This window comes from Streptomyces sp. PTL18 (genome assembly GCF_059510295.1).
This window is the reverse complement of the sequence record NZ_JCAJZO010000171.1, coordinates 1-275: the sequence shown is the minus strand read 5'-3', so window position 1 is coordinate 275 and position 275 is coordinate 1. Positions and strand designations below refer to the sequence as shown.

Genomic DNA, 275 nt, shown 5'->3' with positions numbered 1-275 from the left:
GCGCGGGTTCTGGGTCCGGTTGTTCCTCGCTCGGGTGAGGTGCCGTTCTTCTCGACCACCGAGGCGGAGGTGATCGACACGGCTCGCCTCGATGGGGGGTACTGGTATCGGAATCTGCGTCAGCGGGTGCGGTTCGCTGATGCGGTTCAGGGGCTCATCGAGCAGGGTTGTTCGGCGTTCGTGGAGGTCAGCTCGCATCCGGTGCTGGGGATGGCGGTGCAGGAGGCCGTCCCGGACGCTGTGGTGGTCGGCACGTTGCGGCGCAACGAGGGCGG

The 275-nt window shown here is 67.6% G+C and carries 1 protein-coding gene; it reads left to right on the top strand.

Going from position 1 to position 275, the window contains the following annotated elements; genetic code table 11:
• Window positions 1–39 precede the first annotated feature (39 nt).
• Window positions 40–275, top strand: a 236-nt coding sequence (locus AC5WS8_RS39505) for an acyltransferase domain-containing protein (protein ID WP_496108293.1), incomplete at its 3' end; no start/stop codon positions are given.